The organism is Streptomyces sp. NBC_01116, from assembly GCF_041435495.1.
Lineage (GTDB): Bacteria > Actinomycetota > Actinomycetes > Streptomycetales > Streptomycetaceae > Streptomyces.
Genome location: NZ_CP108644.1, coordinates 4,422,384 through 4,447,352, shown reverse-complemented (window position 1 = coordinate 4,447,352; position 24,969 = coordinate 4,422,384). Strand labels below are relative to the sequence as shown.

Here is a 24,969-nt window from a genome sequence, read left to right as displayed (position 1 = left end):
GGAAGCAGTACGCCCTGTTTCTCGTTGGTAGAGCGTGTTGTTGCCCGCTGGAGTGACCTCACCGTCGCCGCGTGCTCGAGGAAGTCAAGGCTGTCCAGCATGCCAAGAGTCAGTTACAGGATGGCCGTTGATCGAGCATTTCCAGATACGGCCCGAACTCCGAGGCCAGCGTCAGCCGCCCCAGCTTCTGGTACTCCCGCTGGATCGCGTGGATCACCGTCTCCATCGTCACCGCGTCCCCCGCCTCCGCCGCCAGGTACGCCGAAGTCACCGCGATCGAACGGATGTTGCCGCCCGCCAGTTCGAAGTTCTCGGCGCAGAAGGGCAGGTCCAGGTCCGTGCCGCGCGGGAGGGTCGGGCCCAGGCAGCGGTCCCAGAGGAGCAGGCGTTGTTCGGGGTCCGGGACCGGGAAGTCGATGACCAGGTCCAGGCGGCGGGTGAAGGCGTCGTCCAGGTTGGCGCGGAGGTTGGTGGCGAGGATGGCCAGGCCGTCGAAGGACTCCATGCGTTGCAGGAGGTACGCGCTCTCCACGTTGGCGTAGCGGTCGTGCGCGTCCTTCACGTCGGAGCGCTTGCCGAAGATCGCGTCCGCCTCGTCGAAGAGGAGCACGCCGTTCACGCCGGCCGCCTCCGTGAAGATCCGCTCCAGGTTCTTCTCCGTCTCGCCCACGTACTTGTCGATCACCGTCGCCAGGTCGACCGTGTACAGGTCCAGCCCCAGGTCCGCGGCGATCACCTCGGCCGACATCGTCTTGCCCGTGCCGGAGTCGCCCGCGAACAGCGCTGACACCCCTCGGCCCCGGCCCCCGCCCGGCCGCATCCCCCACTCCCCCAACACCCGGTCGCGGTGCCGGGCGCGGGCCGTGAGTTCGCGGAGCTGGGTGTGGGTGTCGGGCGGGAGGACCAGGTCGTCCCAGGTCACCGTGGGTTCGATGCGGCGGGCCAGCCGGTCCAGGCCCGCCGCGTTCTGGGCGCGGGCCCCCCGCCGTACGTGGTCCGCGGTGAGCTCGCCGCCCGCCAGCCGGGCCGCCTGGGCGGCGGAGCGGGCGGCGCCGGTGATCTGTTCCGGGGTCAGGAGGAACGGGGCCAGCAACTGGTCCGGGGCGATGGCGGCCGGAAGCGGCGCGTCCTCCCGGAGCCGGTACGCGTCCCGCCACAGCGCCCCCCGCGCCGACGGCTCCACCCGGGGCGCGTGCAGCAGCAGGGGCGGGGCGACCGACCAGGACGCGTCCCAGGGCGCCCGGCCCACCAGGACCGTGGGGACCGGCGTCGCCGTGAGGAGCCTGAGCAGCCCCGGGCGCTCCCGGGACACCGCGTCCAGCGGCGCGCAGACCAGGCCCGCCCCCGTCAGGCGCGCCTCCCGGACCAGGGCGTTCACCGCCTCGGCGGGCGACGGGTCCTCCGCCAGGCGGGCCAGGTCCAGGCCCAGGACGCCCCGGCCAGCCCGCGTCAGCGCCGACGCTGCCAGCGCCGTGCCGGCTCCGCCCTGGTCCTCGCTCAGGTAAGCGAGCCGGACGCCGTCGGCGAGGACCCCGGCGAGCGGGGCCGGGTCACCCACTCCGGGCACGGCCTGCCACGGGGCCAGCAGGTCCGCCAGTCGCGGGTCCGGGGTGTCGTCGCCCAGCAGGTGCGCGGCCACCCGGTCCGGCACCCGCAGCGCGCGGCTCAGGAACGGGCGGTTCAGGTCTTCCGCCAGGAGCAGCCCACCGGCCCGGAGCGGTGCTCCCGCGGCCAGCCGGGCACGGGCCGCCGGGTCGGAGAGAGCCACTCCGCACAGGCCCAGGGCCAGCCCGATGGACGGGCGGCGACGGGACACGTCGTCGTTCAGATAGCCGTAGAACGCCTCGAAGCGGTCGTCCAGATCCGGTACGAGCGCGATGAGCAGGATCTCCGTGTCGAGCGGTGTGAGCCCGAACTCCCGAGCGAGCGAAGCCAGTCGGGAGTCCGCCTCCGCCCCGGCGGCCCCCTCCCCGGCCGGCGGACCCTCGGCCGAGGAACCGTCCGGCGTCGGGAACCCCCTCGCCCCCTCCTCGTCCAGCAACCGCACGATGCTGTCGTCCGTGAGATACAGCCCCCGGAAGTCGTCGTCCGGGTCCGGATCGGTGGTCCGCCGCAGCTCCACCGCGTGCCGGATGCGCCGCTCCACGGCCGCCGCCCGGGCGAGCAGATGGCGGAGGTCCGGGTCGACGGCGTCCCGCGCCGTCATACGTCCCCGCCCTCGGGCGGCGTGGCCCGCCCCTCAGGTGGCAGTGGCATGGCCCGTTCCTCAGGTGGCGTGCCCCGCCGCTCCGTGATCCGCAGCGACACCGCCCGTCCACGCGCCCCGCCCGTGGACGCGGACGCGGTGGAAGACTCCCGAGCCGGGCGGCCGGGACGCGACCCGTACACCGGCAGCCCCGGCCGGCCCGGCTGCGCCTCCGTCGCGCCCGCACCCGCGCCCTCCCCGGAAACCGGCGCGGGCACGTCCCCGAACTGCGCCCGCAGTCCCTCGTCGCCCACCGGCGGGCCCGCCTCGTAGACCGGCGAGGCCGTCACCGGAACGCTGATCACCAGGTCCAGCGAGGGTTTCAGCTCGCCCCCGAGCGCGCTCCACACATCGGCGAACGACCGGTCCTCCGGCGGCGGCAGGGCGATCGACATCGGGACGGCGGCCCCGACCTCGGCCAGCGAGCCCGCCAGCCGCTCCGGCGGCAGCGCCTCGTACCGCAGCAGACAGGCCAGCAGCGAGGAGAGCAGCCGGTGTTCGTCCTCGGGGCGCTTCGTCCACGCCGTGATCAGGTACGACAGCTTGAAGAAGCGGGGCGGGCGGCGGCGCGCGACGATCGCCCCTCGCTCGTCGTACTCGTTGTGCAGGCCGCGCTCCCGCCGCCGCATGTCCTCGCGGATGTCGTAGAGGTAGAGGTTGACCATCGGGGCGTTGACCTTGGCCGCCCACTCCCGGGTCGGGGCGTCGAAGACCACCGCGATCTGACGGCCCTCCAGCACCTCGGCCCGGATCAGGGTCCGCAGGACGTCGTCCACCTCATGGATCATCCGGTGACCGCCTCCGAGGCGAAGAGCCCGCTCATGACCGGCCCGCGAAGTCCGGGGGCTGGAGGTTGTGCTGCACGACCAGGACCGGTTTCCGCAGGCGCGGCAGATCGCGGGCCTCCGCCCGCAGGACACGCGGGCCCAGCGTGTCCTTGCGCAGGACCAGCACCTGCACCTCGAAGGTGCCGTCCCGGCCGACCCGTACGCCGGACCGGTCCGCGGTGATGCCGATGTTCCACGTGAAACGTACGGTCTCGCCCGGCGGGAAGTCCTTGCCACGGGCCAGTACCGGCTGCCCCGGCTTCGCCACCTGCGGAGTGACCGTCAGCGAGGGCTTGAGGACCCTCAGCCGGTCCAGGTCCCGGTTGTTCGCCGTGCGCCCGTCGGGCAGGGTTCCGCGCACGGTGGCCCGCACGTCACCGGTGACCGCCGCCCGGTAGGTCGCCCTCTGCGTCACCTCGATCCGGTCCCCGGCGGCGATCGTGCAGGGCCGCGCCGCCGTGCACCGGCTCGGGCCGGCCAGACTGCGGTCCTTCGACGCGTCCGTCCTCGGCCAGGCCGTCCCGAGGACGACGCCGGTCGCCGTGTCCGGGCCCGCGTTGGTGATCGTGAACCGGGCGGTGGCGGGCCGTCCCACGTACGTACGGTCCGGGCTGACCTCGGCCCGTACCGCGATATCGGAGGCGGGCGGCGGAGGGGGTGGCGGCGGAGCGGGCGGGTCCGGCGGGACGACGGGTTCCAGCACCTCGAACCGGGCGGTGCCCGCCCCCGTGTTGCCCGCCGAGTCCGTGGCGGAACAGGTGACCGTCGTCGTTCCGACCGGGAAGAGCGATCCGGACGGCGGGGCGCAGGTCACCGGCAGCGCCCCGTCCTGCGGGTCCGTCGCCGTGGCCGTGTAGTCGATGCGGGTGCCATCGTCGTCGGGCGCCCTGGCCGTACGGTCGTCCACGGTGACGACGGGCACGTCGACGTCGTTCACGGCGATGCTGATCTGCTGCTGGAAGTCCGGATCGGCCACCGCGGCCGGCCCGACGCTGTCCGTCCCCGGGACCTGGGTGCCGAGCAGGAACTGCACGGTGCAGGTCAGCGTCGTGCCCTGGGGGGCGTCCTCCGCCACATCGACGGTCTCCGCGAAGTGCGCGGTCTCGCCGCTGGTGAGCTGCCGGGTGGGCGGGTCGAGGGCGACGGTCAGGTGAGGGTCGCAGGCGTCCAGGCGGTAGCCGACGGATGTGGGCAGGTTCTGGAAGCCCTCGATGACGGCTTCGGTCACCCCGTCGTCCGGGATGCCGCTCAGCATGCGGCCGCCGGTAGCGGCGACGATCCGCTTGGCCTGGTCGGGCTCGTGGTAGGGATCCTGGTAAGTGGGGCTGCTGTAGCCGTCGCCGTTGAGCCCGTCGCCGTCCTCCGTCGTCACGTCCACGGCGATGACGCGTACGCCCGCGTCCTGAAGGGCGAACACCGCTTCCTGGAACGGGATTCCGTTACTCGGGTCGTGGCTCGACGCGTCGCCGACCAGGACGACCACGGGGCTCGCCCCCTCGCGGAAGACCGTCTTGCCGTCCGCGCCGTTCGCGACCTTCCACAGGGCGTAGATCCAGTCTTCTGACGGCCCCTTGCTCTTGAATCCGCGCGAGGTGTTGAGCTGCTTGACCCCGTCCTCGACCTCCTTCATGTTGTCCGTCAGTTCCTGGAACACGGCGAACTCCGCCGTCGGATCGTCGATCTCGTCGCCGTAGGTGGCCACGGCGAAACGCGATTCCGGCTGTTCCGCGAGAACCGTCTTGGTGATGTCGTTCAGACCCTTCTGCACGTCCTCGATCGGATTCTTCATGCTTCCGGTACCGTCCACCAGCAGGACCACATCCGGCCGGGGCGGGATCGCCGGGGTCCTCACCTGCTTGTCCACACCCGTCGAACCGCCCGGGTCGAGGGCCTCCTCCAGCGTCGCCGGGGTGACCCACGGCTCCGGCGGCACGGGCACGGCCGACGCCACACCGCTCACGCCCGAGGCGGGGGCGAGACCGGCGGCCAGCAGCAGGAGAACGAGCCCGGCCACTCGCCTTCGCGGTCCCGTTCCTGGCTGAAACCACCGCACAGCGTTTCCCTCCCCGCGCCCCGCCCGACACCCGGAGGCCACCGTCGCGCACCGGCCGGCCGCGGGCGGAGAGAGACGAGCCACTTCCGCGGGAAGGCCGGACTGCCCGATGGTGCAACGGTGCTCATGATGAGGATCTCGGCTGGACGCGACGCGTCAGATAAGGCCCTGCCGCATCGCGTACGCCACCGCGTGCGAGCGATTACGCAGTTGCAGACGGGTCATCACCGAGTGCAGCACGTTCTTGATCGTGCGCTCCGAATACGCCAGCTTCGTCGCGATGTCCGCGGTGTCGTATCCCTCGGCGACCAGGCGCAGCACGTCCACCTCGCGCGCGGCCAGGCCGGTGAAGTGCAGGCCGCGCGGACCGAGCACCTGGCCCTGGAGCCTGCCGACCTCTTCGAGGAGGCGTCCGAGCAGGTCGGAGGGGAGATGCCCCTCGCCCCGGGCCACCGTGCCGATGACCTGCACCAGATGGTCCGGCGTCGACTCGGACCGCCTGACGACCCCCGCGACCCCGCACTCCGCCGCGCTGACCAGCTTCTGTTCGTCGATGTCCGTGGTCACCAGCACCGTGCGGCAGGTGCTGGTGCGCTGGATGTTGCGCAGGACGCGCAGGACCTCGTCGTCCACCGCGTCGACCACCATGACCACGACCTGGGGCGCGGGCTCGGCGTCATCGCGGTCAACGACGGCGACCTCGGGACGGGCCCGTAACTGGCTGGCCACTCCGGCCTGGGAAATCGGGTCCTGCGCACGTAAAACGACCGTGATGCGCTCCATGCGAATGCTCCCCCTGGGCACCAGCCGGAAGCATCACACTGCAGGCACAAGCTCCACAGCTGTATTCGTCCGCCCCATCCGTTGTGAGGCGGTCAGAGGATTCCCGTTCTTACTCGTGAGGAAACTGAAAGGTTGCCTCGGGCATCACATCTGCCCGAAAGTGTTCCTCCGTGACCGGTGCCCGCCCTCCGGCCCGGTCCTACGGTCCGCGTATGAGTCTTACCGCAAGCCTCGACGCGTCGTCCGTCACCGTCGCACCGGGCGAGGAGACGACCCTTCCCCTGCAGATTCTCAACTCCGGCCGGACCGTCGAGGAATACCACTTCGAGGTGGTCGGGACCTGTGCGGCCTGGTCGGCGATGGAGCCCGCGGTTCTCTCCCTCTACCCCGGTGACTCCGGAACCGTCTCCCTCGTCATGCGCCCGCCGCGCGAGGCGACGGTCCTCGCGGGCGAGAGCACGTTCGGGATCCGGGTGATGCCGACCGGCGAGCGGAGCGACACGGTGGTGCCCGAGGGCCGGGTGACCGTTCTGCCGTTCACCGAGACCACCGCCGAGCTGGTCCCGCGCGGCTCGAACGGCTCGCGGAGCGGACGGCACCAGCTCGCCGTCGACAACCGGGGCAACACCCCGGTGACCGTACGGCTCGGAGCCCAGCCCGGCACGGAACAGGCGCGGGTGGTGTTCGCCGCGTCCGAGCTGCGGATCGAGCCGGGGCACGCGGAGTTCGCGAAGCTGCGGGTCCGCCCGGCGAAGCGGATGTGGCGCGGTACGCCGGTGACGCACGCCTTCCAGGTGTTCGCCGCCCCGCAGCCGCCCGAGGGCGAAGAGGCCCCGGCCCCGGTGCTGGTGGACGGCTCCTACCAACAGGATCCGATCCTGCCGCGCTGGCTGCCCCGGGCCCTGCTCACCGCCGCTCTGCTGATCCTCGTACTGGTGGGGCTCTGGTACGCGCTGCTGCGCCCGGCGGTGAAGTCCGCGGCCCGGGAGGCGGTCACTCCGGAAGCGGTACGGTCGGCCGCCGCGGCCGACAAGAGCAAGGCCCCGACGGAGGGCGAGCAGGGCGGCGCGGACTCCGGAGGCGGCGATTCCGCCGGTACGGATACGGGTACGGGCGGCGGCTCCGGTCCCACTCCGTCACCGGGTCCTTCCGCCTCGGGCGGCAGCGGCGGGGGCGGCGGCGGCGACACGGCGTCGGGCGCCCCGACCAGCGCGCAGACCCGGGTGCGGGACGCTGTGGGCGGCGGTCCGAACACCGGGACGGCCCTGGAGGTACCGGCCGGCCAGACCTTCCAGCTCACCGACATCGTGGTGCAGAACCCGCAGGGCGACGCGGGGACGGTCACCGTCACGGCCGGCGAGGGCACCCGCGTCCTGAGCCTCGGGCTGGAGAACTTCCGCGACTCCGACTACCACTTCGTGACCCCGATCCTGGTGCCCGCGGGCGGCAAGGTCACGATGACGATCGACTGCCGGCGGGTCGGCAAGCCGGTGGGCGCCCCGGCCCCCTCGCGGTGCTCGTCCTCGATGTTCCTGGGCGGGACGATGCGCGCGGACGCACCGGCAGGCTGAAGCCCCACGCCGGGAACGGCCGACCGGGCCCACCGGCCCGCCAGGTCACCGACCGACCAGCGCCTCTGGCCGGCTGGCCAACCGGCCGGCCGGCCGAAGCGGACTCCCTCAGACCGGGGGCTTCTCCTCTTCCTCTTCCTCCCCCGGTTCCTTCTCCGTCGCACGCTGCACGAACGATCCCTGTACGTCGGCGGGTTGCTCGTCCTCGTCCTCCGTGGCCGCCCGCTGCACGGCGGGAGCGGCGGCTGGAGCGGGAGCGGACACGGGGGCGGCGACAGGGGCGGCCGGGGCGGCCTCCGGCGCGGGATCGGACAGCACCCGGTCAGCGTTCGCGACGGCTTCGCGCTCGAACCGGTCCGAAGGGTCGCTGACCCGGATGCCGCCCGGGGCCTCGGTCCCCTCCACCGGGCCGTTGCGCTGCTGGATCACATGGGTCAGCTCATGGGCCAGCGTGGTGCGGCCCTGCGGCGAGCCGGGATCGTAGGCGTCGCGCTGGAACACCACGTTGTTGCCCACGGTGTACGCGTGCGCCCCGACGCCCTTCGCCGACTCGTGCGCGGCGGAGTCGTGGTGGACGCGCACGTCGGAGAAGTCCGCGCCCATCCGGCTCTCCATGTCCGTACGGGTGTCGGTGTCCAGGGGCGTACCGCCGGAGGAGACCACGTCGTGCACCGGCGACCGCTGCTCCTCGGCCTGCCCCGCCCGCCCCGTCGCCCCGGCCGGCTCGACCTGCTCGGCGGCGGTCTCCGCGGCCCCGGACCGGGCCCGCTGGACCATCGCCCCGATCGCCCCGTTGCCGGCGGTCCGCTGGAGCAGCCGCATCCCGGCCGCCCCGACCACATCGGCCCGGCCCGCCGCGGCGGCGCGGAAGACGTGGTGGTCCCGCTCACCGGGCGCCTCGGCGGTGGTTTCGCCGCGCCGCTCATCGCGCTGGTGGGCCTGGTCCCGCCCGCCGTGTCCGTGGTGTCCACCGTGTCCGTGGTGCTCGTGGTGCTCTTGGTGCTCCTGCTCGATGTCGTGCGCGTCCATCCTCATCTCCCCTGACCGCACCGTCCTCGGCATTCCACGATCACGGCGCGGCCCTCGGGCCGTCCAGCCCGAGCCCTGGCCCGGCCGGGGCATCCGGAACTGCCTCATCGGGCAGCACGGCGGCGCGGACGGACGCGCACACCATGGCCGCCGCGCTCCTCCTTGCTCGGCCGCCCCGCTCCTCCCTGCTCGACCACCGCGCTCCTCCCTGCTCGTCTTCCCCGTTCGCCCCTGCTCGGCCCGCCCCGCTCCTCCTTACTCCCTTCGGCCGACAGGGAGGAGGCCATCGGCGCAGTACCGCTCGCCGTCGTCCGCCGTGCTCGCGATGATCGGCACCATGACCACGAGCGACAGCGGCAAGGACATCACCCTGCGGATCGCCCAGAATCCGGAGGCCGACGAGCTTCTCGGCCGCAGCCCGCTGGCCGCCCTGGTCGGCATGCTGCTGGACCAGCAGGTTCCGATGGAGTGGGCGTTCACGGGCCCGTACACCCTCGCGGAACGCATGGGCTCCGACGACCTGGACGCGGGGCGGATCGCCGCCTACGACCCGGACGCCTTCACCGAGCTGTTCACCACCAAACCGGCCCTGCACCGCTACCCCGGTTCCATGGCCCAGCGGGTGCAGCACCTGTGCCAGTTCCTGGTGTCGGAGTACGGCGGTGACGCCAGCGCGGTGTGGCGGGACGCGGCGACCGGCGCCGACCTGCTGAAACGGCTCAACGCGCTGCCCGGCTTCGGCGAACAGAAGGCGCGGATCTTCCTGGCGCTGCTCGGCAAGCAGTTCGGCGTACGGCCGACGGGGTGGCGGGAGGCGGCGGGCCCGTACGGCGAGGCCGGATCGCACCGGTCGGTCGCCGACATCACGGGCCCGGAGTCGCTCGTGGAGGTGCGCGCGTACAAACAGGAGGCGAAGGCGGCGGCCAAAGCGGCGAAGAAGGCGACCGAAGCGGCGAAGAAGCCGAGCGGGCCTTCGCCCAGGAAGTCGGGCGGGTCGTCACCCAAGAAGTCGGGCGGGCGGTCGGCCTGATCCGCGGCTCGACCGGGAAGTGACGTCGTCGAGCGCCGGATCAGGCCGACACACCCCTCTCGCCGATCAAATCCGGCCACATCTGTTCACAGGCGTCACCCCACTCGCTAGCTTTCGCAGCACATTCGTTCAGCCGTCCAGCCACTGAGCCGCTCGGAGCACCGGCGGTTCGGCCGGTACTGGGCCGCTCAGAGCACCCGCCGTTCAGACCGGAAGGACTCCTGTGCACGCAACACGTCGCAGAGCCATGGCTGTCGTGGCCGCCACCGCCCTGGCCACGCCGCTCCTCCTGGCCGCGTCCCCGCACCCCGGACGCCCCGCTCCGCACGACCCCGGCAAGGAAGCGGCCAAGCTGTCGAGGGAGTTGGTGAGGAACGCGTCCGCACGCGACGCCTACCGCCACCTCCAGCAGTTCCAGGCGATAGCCGACTCGACCGACGGCCACCGTGCCGCCGGCTCGCTGGGCCACGACGCCTCGGCGGCGTACGTCTACCGCCAGCTCCAGCGCGCCGGGTACAAGGTCTCGTACGAGAGCTTCCGCTTCACCTACACGGAGACGCTGGCCGAGAAGCTCTCCGTGGTGACGCCGACGCCCCGCGACGTCACGATCAAGGCCATGACGTACACGCCGTCGACCGAGGTGGGCGGCCTGACGGCGGCGCTCGTCGCGGTGCCCGTCGACGGAACGACGGGCTGCGAGGCCACCGACTACGCCTCCGCGACCTTCACCGGCAAGATCGCGCTGATCAAGCGCGGCGGCTGCTCCTTCGCCGACAAGCAGGCGGCCGCCGCCGTGGCGGGCGCGGCCGGGGCGGTCATCTACAACAACGTCGAGGGCGTCCTGTCCGGCACGCTCGGCGAGGTCGCGGCCGGCAAGATCCCGACCGGCGGCCTCACCCAGGCGGAGGGCGAGAAGCTCGTCGCCGACCTCGCGGGCGGCGAGGTCACGGTCTCCTTCGAGATCCGCGAGTTCCAGCAGGACCGCCCCACCCGCAACGTCATAGCCGAGACGCCCGGCGGCAGCACCGCGCGGACCGTGATGCTCGGCGCCCACCTCGACTCGGTGACCGAGGGCCCCGGCATCAACGACAACGGCTCCGGCTCCGCCGGCCTGCTCGAAGTCGCCCTGGACCTGGCGAAGTCGAAGAGCAAGCCCGCCAACAAGGTGCGGTTCGCCTGGTGGTCTGCCGAGGAGAACGGCCTGATCGGCTCGGAGAAGTACGTCGCGGCGCTCTCCGAGAAGCAGCGCAAGGAGATCGCGCTCTACCTGAACTTCGACATGATCGCCTCGCCGAACGGCGTCCAGTTCGTCTTCGACGGCGACAACTCCGACCAGGTCGGCGAGGGCCCCGGCCCGGAGGGCTCGGCCCAACTGGAGCGTGACATCAACGAGTTCCTCGACGGCAAGGGCAAGCCGCACGAGGGCACCGACTTCACCGGCCGCTCGGACTACGGGCCGTTCATCGAGGTCGGCATCCCGTCCGGCGGTACGGACACCGGGGCGGAGGGCATCAAGACGGCGGCCCAGGCCGAGGTGTTCGGCGGCGAGGCGGGTATCGCGTACGACCCCTGCTACCACGCGGCCTGCGACGACCTGGACAACATCGACATGGGTCACTTCGACACCAACATCGACGTGATCGCCAACGCCGTCGGGACGTACGCCCACGACCTGCGCTCCCTGACCCGCCCGGTCACCCCCGACACCGGCACGGGTACGCCCGGCAGCGGTGGCAGCGGTGGCGGCCTGCGCGAGGGCCACGGCCGCGACACGGAGTAGCGGCCGGCGGCCGGCGGCCGGCGGCCACCGCGGAACGGCCCCCGCGAGCGACGAACCGACGCGGCGACCGTAAGCGGTGAACCGTCGGCGCAGTGAACCGAACAGACAGGGGCCCGGTGCGGGATCCGAGGTACGCCTCCCGCACCGGGCCCACTCGCGTACCACCTGCCCCCGTACCCCCAGTCTCGATATCCTCCCTTACGGTCTGCTATGCGGCCTTTGCACCGGCACCACGGCGAGCTTCCCTGGCTGCGCCCGGTGGCCCTTGCCCGGTAGGCTTTCCGTGTGATCTTCAAGCGCATCGGAAATGGGAAGCCATACCCCGACCACGGCCGGGAAAGCACCCGCCAGTGGGCGGACGTCGCGCCGCGTCCGGTTCGCCTGGACCAGCTCGTGACCACCAAGGGCCAGCTGGACCTGGAGACCCTCCTCGCCGAGGACTCCACGTTCTACGGCGACCTGTTCGCCCACGTCGTGAAGTGGCAGGGCGACCTCTACCTGGAGGACGGGCTGCACCGGGCGGTCCGGGCCGCGCTCCAGCAGCGCCAGGTCCTGCACGCCCGCGTCCTCGACCTGGGCTGACGCCACCTCCCGGCCACCCACGCGCACCGCCGCGAGAGCGCCGGCACGCCTCCCCCGGCTTCCCGCCTCACCCGGGCTTCCACACCCCACCCGGGTTTGCACGCCCCGCCTGGGTTCCCCACCTCATCGGGGCCCGATTCGGGCCTTTCGGGTGTTTTCGCGCTCATCCGGGTGCCATGCGTTGATCATTTTGTACGCGTCATCACCGGCCGCACTACGCTGCGTCCATGAGCATGCTCACTCCCCCCGGCATGGGCGGAAAGTACCGCATCACGGGCGACGCCTATCCCCGTATGCGTCGCCCCCCGCACCGCCGCAGGCTGGTCCTCGCGGGCATCGGAGCCGTCGTCGCCCTCAGCCTGGCCGGCTGGGGCACCTTGCAGCTCATCGACGTCTTCACCGGCGGCGACAAGAGCGCCAGCGCGGCCGACCACAAGCGGGACTGCCCCACCGCGAAGCCGTCGGCGGCCCCGGCCAAGGCACTGCCGAAACCCGCCGCCATCAAGGTCAACGTCTACAACGCGACGACGCGCGGCGGACTGGCCAAGTCCGCGGCCGAGGAGCTCAAGAAGCGCGGTTTCACCATCGGCGAGGTGGGCAACGCGTCGAAGGCGTACGACAAGAAGGTGCCGGGAACGGGCGTGCTGCTCGGCGCGCCGACCGCGACGAACGGCAGTTTCACGGTGCTCGGCACCCAGCTGGCGGGCACCGTGCAGAAGACCGACACCCGCACAACGGGCGAGGTCGACCTGATCCTCGGGGCGAAGTTCAAGGCGTTCAGCACCCCGAAGGAGGCCACCGCCGCGATGACGGCCCTGACGAAGCCGGCCCCGGCCCCGTCCCCCTCCTGCTGAACCCCGCACACGAAAGCGCCCCGTCCCGGCACCGTACGCATACGTACGAGCCGGAACGGGGCGCGAAACCGTGGAACGGCCCTACCCGGCCCCTCGGCGCCCGGAGGACCTACTCGGCCGTGCCGTACATCCGGTCGCCCGCGTCCCCGAGGCCCGGCACGATGTAGCCGTTCTCGTTGAGCCGCTCGTCCACGGAGGCGGTGACGACGGTGACCGGGGTCCCGGCCAGCTCGCGCTCCATCACCTCGACGCCCTCGGGCGCCGCGAGGAGGACGACGGCGGTGACATCGTCGGCGCCGCGCCTGATCAGCTCGCGGATGGCCGCGACGAGGGTGCCGCCGGTGGCCAGCATCGGGTCCAGGACGTAGACCTGGCGGCCGGAGAGGTCCTCGGGCATCCGGGTCGCGTACGTCTCCGCCTGGAGCGTCTCCTCGTTGCGGATCATGCCGAGGAAGCCCACTTCGGCGGTCGGCAGCAGCCGCACCATGCCGTCCAGCATGCCCAGACCGGCGCGCAGGATCGGGACGACCAGGGGCCGGGGGTGCGAGAGCTTCACCCCGGTCGTGGGTGTCACCGGGGTCTCGATGTCGACCTGCTCGGTGCGCACATCCCGGGTGGCCTCGTAGGCGAGAAGGGTGACCAGCTCGTCGGCGAGCCGCCGGAAGGTCGGGGAGTCGGTGCGCTTGTCGCGCAGCGTGGTGAGTTTGTGCGCCACCAGCGGGTGGTCGACGACGTGGATCCGCATGTGTCAACAGTAACCGCGCCGCCCGATGCTCTGCGCTGGCATCAACCACCTGTTCGGAGGGAAGGTGGGGGCATACGGACCCAGCACTGGGGTGGTGTGTGGATGGCTGACGGGGAACTGCGGAGCGACCCGGCCTCGCGCGGGCCGCGCGAAGGGCGCGACGCCGAGGGCGCGACGAACGACGTCGAGGACGCGCAGGAGAGTGACGCCGCCCGCCGCCGGCGACGCGCCCAGTTCCTCCGCGAACTCCACGAGGCCAAGCAGCTGCGCGACCGGGTGCAGCCGCGCCGCGCCCGTGCCGCCCGTATGCGGCAGCAGATGCGGATGCGCACGTTCCGCTGGTGAATCCTCCTCGTACCACCGGCGCACTCCCCCGCCGATCGGCTCGTCAGGGAGACGGCCGACCAGGCACTCCTGGAACTGATGGCCGACGCAACGGCCGAAGAGGTCTCGCACGGCGCTTGTTTCTGCCACGATGCCGATTGGGCGGGGCTCAGGACGGACGGATCACCGTTCGCCCTCCCGCCGGACCGATTCGCCTATGACCAGTGGGAGAGTCACGGTGTACTTCGCCGCACTGCTCGCGCGCACCGAAGACGGGTGGGAAGCGAGCGATACAGAGCTCGACGATGTGGAGACCCTGTCCGATCTGACGGATCTGGCCCGGGAGGCCTCGGTGGACGAGGACACGGTCCTGGTCTACATCGAGCAGGAGGACGCCTGGTTCGGCGTCGTCCGGGTGGACGGTGAGGAGGACCCCCGAATCTACGTCTCGGACGCGTCCGCCGCCGCCCGCTCCTCGTACGGGGAGATCCTGCTCACCGACGAAATCCTCGGCCGTGAATCAGGGGCCGAGGACGAGATCGCCGCCCTGGAGGAGCTCGTCGACCTCGACGGCACCGAGGACGGCGAACCGGAACGGTCCGCCCCCGCGGCCGTCGACCCGGACGAGGACGGCCCCGACCCGGACGCCGTGCCGGCGGGTCCGATCGGGGAGCTCGGGGTCCTCGCGGACCTCGGGATGTCCGAGAAGGAGCTGCTCACCCTGCAGACCGACGCACTCGCGGAGATCGCGGAGGCCGTGGGAGCGGCGGAGGTCCTGGAGTCGGTCCGCTAGGCCGGGCCGACAAGCGTTCGGTCCCGCCGTACGCCTGCCTCAATCCCCTGTCCCTGTCCCTGCCCCTGCCCCTGCCCCTGTCTCTGTCCCTGTCCCTGTCCCTGTCCTGCCGCTTGTCCGCCCCCGTCGTGGATCCGTCCGCGTCGTGGATCCGTCTGCGTCGCATGTCGTTTCTCGCCGTGGATCCGTCCCCGGCGTGGATCCGTCCCGTCGCGTGTCCGTCCCCGTCGCATGTCCGTCCTGTCCCGTCCGTTAGGGTCCGCGGGTGACCGCCGGACCGCCGAACCCCTCACCCGAGCCCGCCCCGGATCCCGTACGCGTACCCGAGCCCGACCCCGTACGCGATCCCTGGCAGGCACCGATGCGCCGCGCCCTGGCCGAGGCCGGGCGGGCGGCGTCGGCCGGCGATGTGCCGGTCGGCGCCGTCGTCCTCGGCCCCGACGGCGCGGAGCTGGCCGCCGCCCACAACGAACGCGAGGCCACCGGCGACCCGACCGCACACGCCGAGATCCTGGCCCTGCGCCGGGCGGCCGAGTCCCACGGCGCGTGGCGCCTGACCGGCTGCACGCTGGTGGTCACCCTGGAGCCCTGCACGATGTGCGCGGGCGCCCTGGTCCAGTCCCGTGTCGCCCGGGTCGTCTACGGAGCCCGCGACGAGAAGGCGGGCGCGGCCGGCTCCCTCTGGGACGTCGTCCGCGACCGCCGCCTCAACCACCGCCCGGAGGTGATCGGCGGCGTCCTGGAGGACACCTGCGCCGAGCAGCTGACGGCCTTCTTCCGCACGCTCTGACCAGGTACGCGCTGGCCGACCGACCAGGTACGGCCCGGCCGCCCGACCGGGTAGGGCCCCGCTCCCGAGAACCGATTTCTGTCCACGCCCCGGGATGGTCTAAGCTCTCTCTCGGTAGCGTGTCCGAGCGGCCGAAGGAGCTCGCCTCGAAAGCGAGTGTGGCGTAACCCGTCACCGTGGGTTCAAATCCCACCGCTACCGCTCTTACACCCCCTTGATCTGCGGAGACGCGGTCAAGGGGGTTTTTTGCGTACGCCCGGTGATGCACGGCCGCGAAAACGCGAGACCACCGTCAGAAGTCCGTCACCATCCCCAGATCGCTTGCGAGCGAGGTCGAAGCCAGCACAGGCGCCCGGGGCTTCTCCCGCTTCGTCTCCGACGCCGCCGAACACGCCCTCGCCGGCTCTATTCGCCAGTAGTGCCGTCAGTTGTTCACGGGTTTGGGGGGCACTCAGATCCACGGTCGGGTGGTGTTCACGAGCTTCGACAGTACTGGGGGGCTTGCGAGGGCAGCATCGCGATGTTCTCCGGGAAAAGTCATGATCATGCCCAGAGCCGAAGGTCGCGCCCCCGCGAGCCAACTCGGGCGCCCCGCGCTGCTCGCCTCTGTTGCAGCCGTCCACGGCCTTGGCGCCGCGGCACGGCGGCGCTTGCGTGACCCTCTGAGGCGCGCCCGCGCCCGGCCTCCACGAGCCGCCGCTCGTCCGGGGCGTTCAGCTTCCGACGCGCGTGTACGTGAGGAACACCGCGCCGCTCTTGAGGGCGGTGTGGTCTGCGAGTGTCCAGGTGCGCGGGTCGAAGGCAGCCTTGCGGGAGAACAGCGGGATCCCGTCGCCGATGGTCAGCGGGCCGAGTTTGAGGATGAGTGTGTCGATCTCGGCGTACAGGGAGCCCGCGAGTTCAGCGCCGCCCAGGAGCCAGATGTCCTTGCCGTCCTGCTGCTTGAGTTCGCGCACGGTCGCCACCGGGTCGTCGGCGACCAATTCGACGGCCGGGTCCGGGCTCTCGGTCAGGGTCCGGGAGAACACCAGGTGACGAAGGTGGGGGTAGGCGTCGGTGATGCTGGCCGCAAGACCGATCTCGTAGCTGCGCCGCCCCTCCAGCACGGTGTCGAAGTGCGTGCCCTCCGCCGTGACGGACAAAGCCTGCCGGGCCTGGACGGGCAGCGTCTCCGGGTACTCGGCCACGAGGTGCTGTATGTAGTCCTCCGGTATGGGCCAGAAGCCGTTGGGACCGGTGGGGTCCCCGCCGTCCGGGCCCGCGATGAAGCCATCGAGGGTGGTGGCGATGTAGTGGACGAGTCTGCGCATGCCGGGTCGGTCCCTTCCGTTGGTCACGCTGTCGCACTACGGCCCGGCACTGCCGGATGGCATGCCGAGGTGCGAGGCCGCTAAGCGATCATGGCATCCGTCCACCCGGAGCGGGCACCGTGCCGTCAAACTCGTGAACATTCGCCCGCGCGCCAGGGTTCAACTGCTGCCCGAGCCAGCCGCGGAGGTCGAGGAAGCCCTTGTCCGTCGCTACCCCGGTCGCGTCTCGCTCGCCGAGTGGGCACGTAGGCACAGAGCAGGAGGGCTGCACAGGTGGCCTAATACGGGTATGCCCTGCTGGGCCGGATGACCTCGCCCGGATCCCGGAGCCATACGTACTGACCGCGGCCGGTCACGGTCAGCCCGAACTGCCCGGCGTCGGGCCGTCCCGCCGCCTCGTACTCCCACCAGACCTGCTCGATCTCCTCCCACAGGAACCCGGGCCCGTACTGCCACACCTCATCCCCGGAGGCGGCCATCGCTCCGGATCCGTTCTCCCGGGACACCCAGACCCGGGCGCCTTCGGCCGTGCTCTGGTGGATGAGCCGTACACCGGGGAGGCGCGCCCCGGCGAACAGGGCGAACCCGAGATCAAGCAGCCGGGCGGGGTCCAGGCCCGCCGCACGGGACCGCCCCTTGCCCCGCACGTCGTGGAGGTCGGGCAGACGATGGGCGCGCATCGGCATGTACGTGGCCCCGCCGCAGAACGGCCCGGTCGCGGTGCCGTCGTCCTGTACGCGGAGCTGGACCAGCGCTCCGGACCAGAACTCCCGGGCGAGCGGGGCCACGGCGACCCCACCGGGGCGGACCTGCCGGAGCAGGGCGTACGGGACGTACCGCAAGGCGCAGGTGGCGATCAGCCGGTCGACGGGCCCCAGTCCGGGCCAGGGCTGCTCGCCGTCCCCGACGCGCAGATGCGGCCGGTATCCGGCCTGCGCGAGGGCGTCGGCCGCCTGCCGGGCCACGACCGGGTCCAGCTCGACACTGTGGATGAGATCGTCACCGAGCCGCTCGCAGAGCAACGCGGCGACGTACCCGGTGCCGGTCCCGATCTCCAGTACCCGCTGCCCATCGGAGACTTCGAGGAGGCCCAGCATGCGGGCGACCATCGAGGGCATCGAGTTCGACGACGTCGCGACACCCGGCCCGCCCACAGCCCCGTCGTCGAGCTGCGTGACGACCGGCTCGTCACTGTTCACCAGCGCCAGCCACGCATCTGTCCCCACCACCGCCTCACACCGGTCGGGCAACTGCCGCCACACAGCCTCCGGGACGAACCGGCTGCGCGGCACGGCCTCGAACACCCGCCGCCACCGGGCAGTGAGCAATCCACGATCGGCCAACTCCCGTACCAGGGATGGGTAGGTGGGTGCCGGGTGTGCGGTGCTCATGGCTGCGGGAAACACTGGGGGCGGCTGCCGTCCGGAGACGGCTTCGGCTCCGACGGCGGCGTCCACGGCTTGTCCGACGGCTGCCCACCGTGCTTACCGGCATCGGCCCGTACGGGGTTGAAGGTCATCGTCCATCTCCTCTGATCGGTGAAGCTGTTTGGTTGGCAGGACGGTGCAGTCGGTAGATGCCGTACGGAGGGAAGAGATCGACCCGGCGCGGACAGCCACCCTCGGCACACGCCCGGCACAGAAGGTCCCGCCCGCCCCCGGTGCGCCGTACGGCGGCGACCGGTGCGCGCCAACAGGCCTCGCACGTACGGACATCTGTTGCCGAGAAGTTGATGCTCATCCGGCTTCGCGAAGAGCGGTGGCCACGGCATGGCACGGGCAGACACAGTCCGGCCGCAGGCAGAGGGCGTGCACGTCGGCCAGACCCGTCACCAAAGCGCTGCGGCAGACAACGCCGTACGGACCGGCCGCACCCGCCGACAACCCGGCCAGATCAGCCACCGAACCCTGAGGCACATCAGCTGAGGTGATCGGGTCACCACGCCATAGCAACGTCACCTCATGCTCCGGGCAGTAGGCCCCGGGGCCGTCCGCGATCGGGATGTCGTGCGCATCCCCCTCCGCGAAACACCTCATACGCGTCGGGCCTCCCGCCAGGCACGGCCAAGACGCACAGCAGCCGAACAGGAGGTCACGGCACGGCAGGTGGGGCAGCCATGGGTGTGGCCGAGCCAGATCCTGTACGCGGTGTCGCCACCCTCGCAAGGACTGCTCTTCCTGGCGCTTGCCCCGTCATGTGGCCGGGCGATGCGCTGTCTCTCAACGAGCACGGGAATGGTCATCCAGTCTCCTCAACTACCTGTCTGGCGCGGACGGGTAGAGCATGGAGGCCATAGCCGGGCACGACTGCTACGGCCTGTAGCAGCGAGGTGTGGTTCAGACCGCTCCGACCCAGTGGGCGAAGTGCGTCAGACTCTCGGCGTCAGAGCGATGGAAGCGGCGTAGGTTCCGGGCGACCTCGCGCGCCCAAGGGTGCTCACGCGTGTGCTGGGGTGCCGCAGCACGTGCCATCCGGAGGCTGGTGAAGGCCTCTACGGGGCGGCCTGCCCAATCCTGAGCCCTGGCGAGTTCGATGTAGAACCCGCTGCGGCGCTCGGCCGGCAGATCGATGCCCGGTGTCCATGCCGCTGCGGCGCGGAGAGCCCGGTCGGCGTGGCCAGGTCCGAGGCTGACCGCGACGGACACTTCGTGGATGCGGACACTTTCCGGCCCGAAGGCCGTGCCCAGGTAGCAGCCTTCTTGACCGACCTGTTTGCTCAGCTGTCGGGCATGAGCCAGGTGAGTGTCGGTCGCCCCTACGTTCTGGGCGCGACTCGCGATCACTGCTGCCCTCATGTGAAGTGCGCCGCGAGCGGCTGCCTGCGTCCGCCCGTCCGGTGCCGGAGCGGCCTCGATGGCCTGCTCCAGCGCTACCAGGCCGGCAGCGTGAGCGCGGGCGGCAAAGAACGTCTCGGCGCGAACGTATGAGGCGGTCGCCTGGACGAGAGGGTCCGCAGCACGGTCCGCTGCCCAGCGCATCAGGTCGATGAGGCGCGCGGAGAGGTCGTGTGCCCCGTGCTTGTAGGCGACGGCATCAGCGGTTCGAGCTGCAGAGGCCAGCATCCGCGCGGCACCCTGTTGTTCGGCACCGGACGCAGTATGGACGTACCGAATCGCATCGGTCAGCAAACCGGGGATGACGGTGGCGATGCGGCCGTACTGGGCGGCGAGACGCCAGCCCACCGCCGTGGAGATGCCATCGGCCAGTTCTTCCGGTCCACGCAAGGGTGGTCCCAGGGCCAGGTCGTAACCAGCGATCGCTTCCGACAGGGCAGGCAGCGCCCGGTGGACACGTCGCTCCGTGCCGACGTGATCCGTGCGCAGACGCGTGACATCCACATCGAGGGCGTCCGCGATCGCTTCGAGTACCTCGTCGCTGGGGCGGCGGACACCTCGCTCGATGGCGCGGACCATGGCGTAGGACACATGGGAGGCCGTCGCAAGTGCGGTTTGGGTGTACCGGTGTGCACGGCGGCAGGCAGCGATCCGCCTGCCGATCTCCTGCGGGCTGTCGGAAGACACCCACTGACCGTACGTGCGCGATGACGGTGTGGAACCTGATTCCTCTACTATTCGGCGATCGCGGTGAGTTCTGTGAGCGACTGGATCACCCAGTCGGCAGTCGCGTTCACCTGGTCGTCAGCGCCCCATAGGTGCCCCCAGGGGCCGCGGCGGATATGTACGGTGCGGAGCCCGGCCCGAGCTCCGGGGAACGTGTCGTTCGCGGGGTGATCACCGACGTACACGGTTTCTCTCGCGGGGGCACCGGACGCTTCGATGACCCGCTCGAAGAACTCCGCCGAAGGCTTGGCGCAGCCCCATTCCTCAGAGGTCACGACGAGATCAGCGGGCAGGTCGAGTGCCCGAAGCAACTCACCCGCACGCACGGTCTGGTTGCCTGCGATGACGACCCGCATCCCGAGTTGCCGTAGCTTCGCAAGCGTGGGGCGGACGTCTACGTACAGGTCGGACTCATCGAGGTGTTCACCCCGTCCGGCTGCCTCGCGGGCGGCGTACTCGGCCGGAATATCGATGCCCGGCTTCACCAGCCTCAGCGCTTCGGAGTTGTCGAGCCCCTGAGCGGTCACAGCACCGACCAGGGCGGACAAGGTATGTCTGGGCAGGCCGAGCCAGTCGGCCCAGGAACCCCAGTAGCGGTCGTCGCGGACGAGGGTCTCACCAATGTCGAACACGAACGTCTTCACACGTCGAGCCTAGGGCGACCGTCAGCCACCGCGTCATGTTCCCGGCCATGGGTTCGGGCTCCGTGGCACGATGCCCCGGTCGGCCGGGGACTTGCGGACATCCCGGTGCCGGTGATCGAGGGGAGCTGACGATGGGCAAGGATCCACTGCCGGACGAGGAGATCGTCCTGAGGCTGGCCGATCTACCGGGCTGGGTTCGCGAAGGGGACATGATCACCCGCACGTTCGGGATTCGGTACCACGGCGGTGTCGCACTGATCGTGAACGTCGCGGACCTCGAACGGCTCGTCGGCCACCACGCGGACATCGACCTGCGCTGGGACCATGTGCGGTTCGCCATTACGACGCACGACGCCGGGCACCGGCTCACCGCAGCCGACTTCGACCTGGCCGCACGGATCGACCGCATCGCGGCGGCCCACCAGGCACACCCTCACAACTCCTGATCAGCGCAGGCAGATTTGCTTCGCCGAGGCGTGAGAGGAGAGGGTCGTGGCTGACGACCTGTCCGCGGTTGGCCGCTTCCTGTACGAGGCGGGCACGCTGAAGCAGACGCGGCGCACCGGCTGGTGGATGGCTGGGGTTCGTGATCCCGAGAGCGTTGCCGAGCGCTCGTGGCGCACGGCACTGATCGCCACGATCATCGCGAAGCTGGAGGGCGCGGATCCCGCGCTCCGCCTATCTCGCCGTCTGGCACGACACCCAGGAGACCCGGGCCGGGGACGTGAACCACCTCGGGAAAAAGTCAACGCCTGCCGGTGACCCGCAGGAAGTCACCGTCGACCAGACGGCCGTCAGGACCGACGTGGTCGCCTCGGCAGTCCGAGAATTGGTCGCGGAGTACGAGGCCAAGGAATCACCCGAGGCGGTCTGCGCCCGGGACGCGGACAAACTGGAGTGCATGCTCCAGGGCATCGAATACAAGGCCCAGGGCTACGAGAACGCCCAGCGCTGGATCGCCAACAGCCGCAGCCGCCTGGTCACCAACACCGACACCGGGAACCGCCTGGCCGACGAACTTCTGGCACATGGAAGCCTCGACTGGCTGCGGGCAGTCCTGGGCGAGGGCAAGAAGTAACCCTCCCCCCGAAACTCGGATCCCGATCCCTGAGCTTCGGGCTTCGGGTCGGTCGGGTCACTCTTCCGGGGGGTACGTGAGCGGGTCCCCGGTCCGAAGCTCGGGTGCCGGGACTCGGGCGTCGGGATGCGGGACCCGGGGTTCGAGCGCCTTCTTTAACCGGTAGGCAGAAGAGGGGGTTTGGGGAAAACCTCCCCTACCTCCCTGCCCCGTCACGGTCAGGAAGTATGACTAATCGTGACAGCTTGCGGCACAGCGTCACGGCTGCTTACGGTGCGAGAACCAAACGACCCCGACACGGTGTTGTCGCACCAGGCCGGGGTCTCACCGCAAGATCGATACCCTAGAAAGACGATCCCGTGGCTACCCAGCACCCTAGCTCCGCCCTGCACGCACCCGCACGCTCCGCCGCGTACCCGATGGCCAAGCCCGGCTACGGCAAACGCTCCGCACCGGACCAACAAGCCCGTACGCGGCACGACTTCGCTCTCCTGCCGACCCGCGAGCGGTACGTCGCCGGGTTCGTCGACCACCTCCCCGAGGGTGCGGCGATGAGCGTGAAGACCCTCGCGAAGCAACTCCCGCTCTACGGCCAGCAAGCCATCTCCACCGCCCTGACCGCCTTGTCCGTCGCCGGGCACCTGCGGCGCGTACGGTGCGCGGCCGGCGCGGGCGACGAGACCCGCTGGGTCTTCCGCACGTTCTGGTCACGCACGGCACGCGACAACGAGTGGTGGAACACCTACCTCGCCACCGAGAAGGCCGCGCTGGCGGCAGCGCCCGCACCGGCGATGTCCGCCCCCGATATGACACCGCCGCCATCTTGGGGCCCAGCCGAGGAACCACTGCCGCCCGCCCCGGAGAGCCTCGACACGGACCGGACCCCCGACCCCACCGCCGTACCGCAGCAGCGCACCCCGACCCCCGCACCGGACGCCGAACCCGCACCGGACGCTGCGGACGCCGCTCCCGTGAAGCCCCACCCCTCCGAAGCCGGCCGGTCTCCCGCCTACCTCGCCCTGGCCCGCCTCGGCCGCAACGACCACCGCCTGGCCCTCTCCGCCGACGACTGCACCGCCCTCGAACCGCAAGCGGCGCAATGGCTCGCCCGGGGCGTGAGCATCGACTACCTGACCCACGCCCTCACCGCAGGACTCCCCGCCCAGGTCGACAGCCCCCTCGGCTTCATCCGCCGCCGCCTCACCGACAAAATCCCACCCCAACTGACCACGGAGAACTCCCGGGCCGCCACCCCCGCCCCAACCCGCCGCCTCCTCATGGAATGCACCGACTGCGGACGCCCAGGCCAGCCAGAAGCCCTCCCCGACGGCCTCTGCCGCCCCTGCCGCACAACCCACACCCGAAACAATGAGCACACAACCCACCCCGCCGAAATCGCCACCGTCAAAGCACACATGAACAACCTCCGCGACCTACTCAAACCCGCCTGACCCCCACAGTCCGGCCGGTCCCACGGCCCTGGCATACCGAAGCCCCCAGCAAGCTGCACTCAGCGAGACCAAAGCCCGCTTGCGACCGGCCAATGACCACCCATCCCCTCAACACACCACCCCTCAAGGCCCCGGAAAGGGCAGAATCACCCCCAAGCCTGTAAAGCTTCGAGCAAAGCCATTCGCACCACAGAGGGCAATATGTCCGTTTCTCAAGAAGTGGGTAACTTCCGCCCCGCCGCCACATAAACCCGCAGGTCACGAACTGTGGTCCCCGCGCACGCGGGGATGGTCCCGGGCTCTACCTGCAACGCAACTATTTGGCCGTGTGGTCCCCGCGCACGCGGGGATGGTCCCCACGCCGGGGGTGGTGACCCGCGCGTGCTGGAGTGGTCCCCGCGCACGCGGGGATGGTCCCCTCCGGCTCGTCGTCCGGCACGGCCGCCAGGCGTGGTCCCCGCGCACGCGGGGATGGTCCCAGCCCGCGATCACCCCGAGCACGCCCCCGCTCGTGGTCCCCGCGCACGCGGGGATGGTCCCTGGGCAGCCACATCAACGCGTCGTCGGACAGCGTGGTCCCCGCGCACGCGGGGATGGTCCCCTCCTTCTCACCCGCGAGAAGGACCAGGGCCGGTGGTCCCCGCGCACGCGGGGATGGTCCCCAGACGGCCGCCGCGGCCTGCCACGTGCCGTGGTGGTCCCCGCGCACGCGGGGATGGTCCCGACCTGCTGACGGTCGACGACGGGTACGGGCAGTGGTCCCCGCGCACGCGGGGGTGGTCCCAAGCTCGCGCGCACCATGCAGTGATCTCCCCGGTGGTCCCCGCGCACGCGGGGGTGGTCCCCCGCCGTCGCCGTCGCCGCAGGCGTCGTCGTCGTGGTCCCCGCGCACGCGGGGGTGGTCCCTTCACACGCGAGGATCGGTGGCCGCCGGTCGCGTGGTCCCCGCGCACGCGGGGGTGGTCCCTGCCACCGGCGGACGTTCGTCACCACGGTGGCGTGGTCCCCGCGCACGCGGGGGTGGTCCCCGCAGCTCGACCTCGAACCGCCCGGGGGCGGAGTGGTCCCCGCGCACGCGGGGGTGGTCCCCTCGCCCGCGCGGGCGCCGCGCCGACGGGACGGTGGTCCCCGCTCGGCGAGGATCTGCTCGGCTGCCTGCTCGTGGTCCCCGCGCACGCGGGGGTGGTCCCATTCGCGCGTGCACGGTCCCGTCCGCGAGTCTGTGGTCCCCGCGCACGCGGGGGTGGTCCCAAGAGGACGAAGGTGCCCGATCCGAGACCAGGGTGGTCCCCGCGCACGCGGGGGTGGTCCCGGGTCCCGAGCCACCGGCGAGACCGCGTTCCCGCGGTCCCCGCGCACGCGGGAGTGGTCCCTGCACGCAGACCTTCGTGCCGGACGGGTACTCGCGGTCCCCGCGCACGCGGGGGTGGTCCCCGTGCCGTTGCACACGTCGCAGTCGCAGGTGTGGTGGTCCCCGCGCACGCGGGGATGGTCCCGTCGAGAGCGCGGTCCGCCGCATC

At 71.3% G+C, this 24,969-nt stretch carries 21 protein-coding genes, 1 tRNA gene, 1 pseudogene and 2 CRISPR repeat arrays; of the genes and pseudogenes, 12 read left to right on the top strand and 11 right to left on the bottom strand.

The genetic code is table 11. The annotated features are described in order from the left end of the window. Positions 1-109 precede the first annotated feature (109 nt). From OG245_RS19360 to OG245_RS19345, 4 genes are all read right to left on the bottom strand, one after another. The gene (locus tag OG245_RS19360) at positions 110-2,206 is read right to left on the bottom strand and encodes an AAA family ATPase (RefSeq protein WP_371624747.1); all 2,097 of its coding nucleotides are present in this window, start codon (positions 2,204-2,206) and stop codon (positions 110-112) included. Next, on the bottom strand, positions 2,203-3,033 hold the full coding sequence (locus OG245_RS19355) for a Pvc16 family protein (protein WP_371624746.1): 831 nt from the start codon (positions 3,031-3,033) through the stop codon (positions 2,203-2,205). The genes OG245_RS19360 and OG245_RS19355 overlap by 4 nt, the downstream gene beginning before the upstream one ends. A gap of 31 nt (positions 3,034-3,064) precedes the next feature. After that, complete coding sequence (locus tag OG245_RS19350) at positions 3,065-5,086, bottom strand: VWA domain-containing protein (RefSeq protein WP_371624745.1); 2,022 nt, start codon at positions 5,084-5,086, stop codon at positions 3,065-3,067. Positions 5,087-5,281: 195 nt separating this feature from the next. Beyond that, positions 5,282-5,908, bottom strand: a complete 627-nt coding sequence (locus OG245_RS19345; RefSeq protein ID WP_371624744.1) for a response regulator transcription factor — start codon at positions 5,906-5,908, stop codon at positions 5,282-5,284. A 212-nt stretch (positions 5,909-6,120) separates the two neighbouring features. Here OG245_RS19345 and OG245_RS19340 point away from each other — a divergent pair, with 212 nt between their 5' ends. Further along, positions 6,121-7,479 (top strand): hypothetical protein, encoded by a 1,359-nt coding sequence (locus OG245_RS19340; RefSeq protein WP_371624743.1) that lies wholly within the window; start codon positions 6,121-6,123, stop codon positions 7,477-7,479. A gap of 108 nt (positions 7,480-7,587) precedes the next feature. On the opposite strand, the gene OG245_RS19335 is transcribed toward OG245_RS19340, so the two are convergent. Further along, positions 7,588-8,508, bottom strand: coding sequence for a DUF4157 domain-containing protein (locus OG245_RS19335; RefSeq protein ID WP_371624742.1), 921 nt, complete (start codon positions 8,506-8,508; stop codon positions 7,588-7,590). Positions 8,509-8,845: 337 nt separating this feature from the next. Between OG245_RS19335 and OG245_RS19330 the strand changes: the two genes are divergently transcribed. The 4 genes from OG245_RS19330 (at position 8,846) to OG245_RS19315 (ending at position 12,754) form a co-directional block, all read left to right on the top strand. After that, on the top strand, positions 8,846-9,538 hold the full coding sequence (locus OG245_RS19330) for an HhH-GPD-type base excision DNA repair protein (RefSeq protein ID WP_371624741.1): 693 nt from the start codon (positions 8,846-8,848) through the stop codon (positions 9,536-9,538). A gap of 247 nt (positions 9,539-9,785) precedes the next feature. Then, positions 9,786-11,318 (top strand): M28 family metallopeptidase, encoded by a 1,533-nt coding sequence (locus OG245_RS19325; RefSeq protein WP_371624740.1) that lies wholly within the window; start codon positions 9,786-9,788, stop codon positions 11,316-11,318. A 285-nt stretch (positions 11,319-11,603) separates the two neighbouring features. Next, complete coding sequence (locus tag OG245_RS19320; RefSeq protein WP_003967677.1) at positions 11,604-11,900, top strand: type II toxin-antitoxin system VapB family antitoxin; 297 nt, start codon at positions 11,604-11,606, stop codon at positions 11,898-11,900. 251 nt (positions 11,901-12,151) lie between these two features. After that, entirely contained in the window at positions 12,152-12,754 is a 603-nt protein-coding gene (locus OG245_RS19315; RefSeq protein WP_371627927.1) for a LytR C-terminal domain-containing protein, read from the top strand. Between the two features lie 109 nt (positions 12,755-12,863). On the opposite strand, the gene upp is transcribed toward OG245_RS19315, so the two are convergent. Beyond that, positions 12,864-13,499 (bottom strand): uracil phosphoribosyltransferase, encoded by a 636-nt coding sequence (gene upp / locus OG245_RS19310; protein ID WP_371624739.1) that lies wholly within the window; start codon positions 13,497-13,499, stop codon positions 12,864-12,866. A gap of 102 nt (positions 13,500-13,601) precedes the next feature. On the opposite strand from upp, the gene OG245_RS19305 reads away from it, so the two are divergent. The 4 genes from OG245_RS19305 to OG245_RS19290 all read left to right on the top strand — a co-directional run bounded on the left by OG245_RS19305 (position 13,602) and on the right by OG245_RS19290 (position 15,607). Beyond that, positions 13,602-13,844 (top strand): hypothetical protein, encoded by a 243-nt coding sequence (locus tag OG245_RS19305; RefSeq protein WP_371624738.1) that lies wholly within the window; start codon positions 13,602-13,604, stop codon positions 13,842-13,844. A gap of 217 nt (positions 13,845-14,061) precedes the next feature. Continuing rightward, positions 14,062-14,616 carry a hypothetical protein gene (locus OG245_RS19300; RefSeq protein WP_371627926.1) on the top strand — a complete coding sequence of 185 codons (555 nt, stop codon included), beginning with the start codon at positions 14,062-14,064 and terminating at the stop codon, positions 14,614-14,616. Positions 14,617-14,977: 361 nt separating this feature from the next. After that, entirely contained in the window at positions 14,978-15,406 is a 429-nt protein-coding gene (tadA, locus tag OG245_RS19295; RefSeq protein WP_371627925.1) for a tRNA adenosine(34) deaminase TadA, read from the top strand. A 113-nt stretch (positions 15,407-15,519) separates the two neighbouring features. Continuing rightward, positions 15,520-15,607, top strand: a tRNA-Ser gene (locus tag OG245_RS19290). A gap of 512 nt (positions 15,608-16,119) precedes the next feature. On the opposite strand, the gene OG245_RS19285 is transcribed toward OG245_RS19290, so the two are convergent. The 5 genes from OG245_RS19285 to OG245_RS19265 form a co-directional block, all read right to left on the bottom strand. Next, positions 16,120-16,716: a dihydrofolate reductase family protein gene (locus OG245_RS19285; protein WP_371624737.1), complete on the bottom strand. Its 597-nt coding sequence runs from the start codon at positions 16,714-16,716 to the stop codon at positions 16,120-16,122. Between the two features lie 278 nt (positions 16,717-16,994). Further along, entirely contained in the window at positions 16,995-18,107 is a 1,113-nt protein-coding gene (locus OG245_RS19280; RefSeq protein ID WP_371624736.1) for a methyltransferase domain-containing protein, read from the bottom strand. A 345-nt stretch (positions 18,108-18,452) separates the two neighbouring features. After that, positions 18,453-18,752, bottom strand: a complete 300-nt coding sequence (locus OG245_RS19275) for a hypothetical protein (RefSeq protein ID WP_371624735.1) — start codon at positions 18,750-18,752, stop codon at positions 18,453-18,455. Positions 18,753-19,052: 300 nt separating this feature from the next. Continuing rightward, positions 19,053-20,237, bottom strand: coding sequence for a helix-turn-helix domain-containing protein (locus OG245_RS19270; RefSeq protein WP_371624734.1), 1,185 nt, complete (start codon positions 20,235-20,237; stop codon positions 19,053-19,055). 47 nt (positions 20,238-20,284) lie between these two features. Beyond that, on the bottom strand, positions 20,285-20,920 hold the full coding sequence (locus tag OG245_RS19265) for an HAD family hydrolase (RefSeq protein ID WP_371624733.1): 636 nt from the start codon (positions 20,918-20,920) through the stop codon (positions 20,285-20,287). A 131-nt stretch (positions 20,921-21,051) separates the two neighbouring features. Between OG245_RS19265 and OG245_RS19260 the strand changes: the two genes are divergently transcribed. From OG245_RS19260 to OG245_RS19250, 3 genes and pseudogenes are all read left to right on the top strand, one after another. After that, on the top strand, positions 21,052-21,366 hold the full coding sequence (locus tag OG245_RS19260; protein WP_371624732.1) for a 4a-hydroxytetrahydrobiopterin dehydratase: 315 nt from the start codon (positions 21,052-21,054) through the stop codon (positions 21,364-21,366). Positions 21,367-21,412: 46 nt separating this feature from the next. Further along, positions 21,413-21,998: pseudogene (locus tag OG245_RS19255) on the top strand (HD family hydrolase). A gap of 359 nt (positions 21,999-22,357) precedes the next feature. Next, positions 22,358-23,449, top strand: a complete 1,092-nt coding sequence (locus OG245_RS19250; protein ID WP_371624731.1) for a MarR family transcriptional regulator — start codon at positions 22,358-22,360, stop codon at positions 23,447-23,449. A gap of 267 nt (positions 23,450-23,716) precedes the next feature. Beyond that, positions 23,717-24,538: direct repeats of the CRISPR family, unit length 29 nt; unit sequence GTGGTCCCCGCGCACGCGGGGATGGTCCC. Positions 24,539-24,551: 13 nt separating this feature from the next. Next, positions 24,552-24,945: a CRISPR direct-repeat array (repeat unit 27 nt; unit sequence GGTCCCCGCGCACGCGGGGGTGGTCCC). Positions 24,946-24,969: the final 24 nt, after the last annotated feature.